At 37.7% G+C, this 2,912-nt stretch carries 1 protein-coding gene and 1 pseudogene; both read right to left on the bottom strand.

All coding sequences use genetic code 11. From position 1 onward, the window contains the following. Positions 1-253: 253 nt before the first annotated feature. Entirely contained in the window at positions 254-2,335 is a 2,082-nt protein-coding gene (locus Q8907_15400; GenBank protein ID MDP4275656.1) for a glycoside hydrolase family 127 protein, read from the bottom strand. Between the two features lie 189 nt (positions 2,336-2,524). Next, positions 2,525-2,845: pseudogene (locus Q8907_15395) on the bottom strand (FAD-dependent oxidoreductase). Positions 2,846-2,912: the final 67 nt, after the last annotated feature.

The raw sequence follows: 2,912 nt of genomic DNA, 5'->3' as shown, positions 1-2,912 counted from the left end.
TGGCGTCATCGCCGCAATAACATCTTTGATTTTATCCTTTCCCAGTTGCGGGGCTTTACCCCCTGACTGGCCAAACAGTTGCATGGTAAATAACGATACAACTATAAAAAAACTGATTCTTTTCATTTTGGAATGTTAAAAGTTTTTTTAATAAAATTTATATAATAAATTAAACAAATGAAAGTGATTTACTGAATTTAAAATTTAACTATTGGGTAATATCTATATTATAACCTTATCCCTAAGGATTTTCTTAATTCACCTTAACAAATGAATTCCATGATTTTTGTGTTACAGGAAACATCGCAACTCTGAACTTTGTACATCCATAAGGAACCAAATTGATCGTTGCTTCAGTTCCATTTTTAATAGGCGATTCAGGTAATGGTTTTACCTGTGTTGGAATCCAATTGAATGCTGTAGCTTTCACTTTAAGCTGTATTGGCGCAGCCATCTGCCATGCCCATTTCCCTGTCAACGGTTTCTTTGTTACACTTATCTCTTTAAATAAATTCTTTGCATTTACATCCAGAGCATAGTTGAATCTTGCATTTGCGATTTCCTGATTAGGATTAACATCGGCAATTGGCAGGGAAAACAGCAAAGGGCCGTAAGTTACATATTCAAATGGATTGCTGATGGTAGTATCCACTGCATCAACATAATGATTATCCTTTAAAAAGTAATTAATTTGCGGAAACGACGTTTCTTTGCCTTGCCTAACCTGAACTGACATCGGGAAATCCAATTGTATTTGGTCATTTGATTTCCAGGCACGAAGAATTTTCATGAATCCTTTTTCGGTTTTAACAGCCATAACTTTCCCGTTTATTTTTACCGAAGGGTGGTTACACCATTCAGGAATACGCAGATATATTGGCATGGTGACATTTTTTGACAATTTAAAAGTCATTTTAATATTATTGTCAAAAGGATAATTGGTTTTGCAGTTAATACTGACTTTGGCATGGTTAATCATCTTATCCAGAATACAAGGCCCGTATAAAGTTGCAGCCAGTCCGTTATCCATAGTTTCCATCCACATACCACTGATATAGTCAGGGATTATGTTATTCACATTTCCCACACAACACAACACATCGTGTCCATGATCTGTAAATTTCAGATCCCCACTTCCGGGGATAGGATTTTCTTCCGGCATCTTATTACTGAATCTGTTAAGAGACTGATAATAACACATCGTCTTAAAATCGCGGGCAATGGGTGCAGGTCCGGCGTTGAAAAATATCTTTTCTATCCTGTCGCCCCAGCTTCTCTCACCGGTCAAACGCATCATCCATAAAAACGACCACATGGAAGTAGGCACATTACAGGTTTCAATATTCCTGAAAGATCCAATACCGGCTAAAAACTCTTCAGAAGAACAGATACCCACAGGAAGTAAATTTTTTTCTTCACCCCATTCCAATATTTTGTTTGTAGCATTAAGTTCTGTTTTATCTCCTGTCCAGAAATACATCATTGCAGGCACTCTCATCAGTTCATAAAAGCTGACCCCATGATGGAAATTTTCAGCAATTACTTTTTTGCGAAGCCAGCGTTGTTCTTCGCCTATAACACTCATCTTTTTGCTATATCCGATAATACTATCCAGAATTGCTTCTTGGCCACTGATGAGATAGGTTTCAGTCATGGCATCGATATTGGTTGCGCCCCGGGGCAAGTGCCTGGTGGAATCAGGAGCAACTTTAATAGGAAAGGATTGATATACCTTTACAAGGGCCTGCAGAATTTTCGGGTCATGAGTGGCCTGATAATAAGAAACCAAAGCCCGTCCCATCAGCCCGTGGCCCCAATTATTAAAATCATCATTTACAAATGATTTGGGTTTCCAGTAAATAAACGTTTCACCTCCGTTTAAAACACCGTTAACTACGTAATTTAGCCGGGATGAGGTTTTATGGATAAGAGCAGTATCATGCAAAATGTATCCCAGTTTGACTGCGCCGTCTAACCAATAACTGCATTGCTCAAGCGGCCAACCTGTACCGTCTTCTTTAACACCTCTTGCTTTAAAACCATATCCTTTCCAGCCATGCTTAAAAACATCAACATACTCGTCCAAATGTCCGGTAATCCCCTTAGCCGCGTCGGTTGCCCAATCTTTTAACCAACCCGTCGGCCTGATTTCTCCTATTTCCAAGGGGATAAAAGCAGGCAATACTTTTGCTTTTTTTAAATAGATCGATTTTTTCTGAGAAGCAAAATCCTCATTTTTAGCATTTTGAGCAAATATTCCCCAGGAAGACAACAGTATAAAAACAGAGATCACTATTGTTTTACATTGGTTCCTCATCTTACTTTTATTCATCATGATTTTAAAAATTATAGACCATCAAACATATAATTTTAATATTCTATTTATTATGAGCTTCTTTCTAACTCTTCTATTCCACTTTCAAAATCCGTAATTTTACCCGACATCATTAAAACTAACACTTATCCTATTTTCGTGTTTCCTCTTTACCAGCATCAATCATTGTTATTTATTACCTGTTACATGCGAACCATCAAGCAAAGGATCATTTATAAGCTTTTTCTGAATCTTTTGGACATCAACTTCCTGAACGGCTTTTTTTGCATCAATTGCCTCAGCTGCAGCTATCGCCGAGGATTGTGCCAACACCATAAACACCGGTTCCATGCGAATAGAGCCATAAGCAATATGGCTGGCTGATAAACAAACCGGCACCAGAATGTTTGTACATTCCTTACGCCTGGGAGTGATTGAACGATAGGAAACAGGATAAGGAGGGAACCGGAAAATAGAATAGGTGTTAGTTTTAATGATGTCGGGTAAAATTACGGATTTTGCAAGTGGGATAGAAGAGTTAGAAAGAAGCTCATAATAAATAGAATATTAAAATTATATGTTTGATGGTCTATAATTT

The sequence above is a fragment of the Bacteroidota bacterium genome (assembly GCA_030706565.1).
GTDB lineage: Bacteria > Bacteroidota > Bacteroidia > Bacteroidales > JAUZOH01 > JAUZOH01.
The sequence above is the reverse complement of the archived record's forward strand: the minus strand, read 5'-3'. Positions and strand labels throughout refer to the sequence as shown.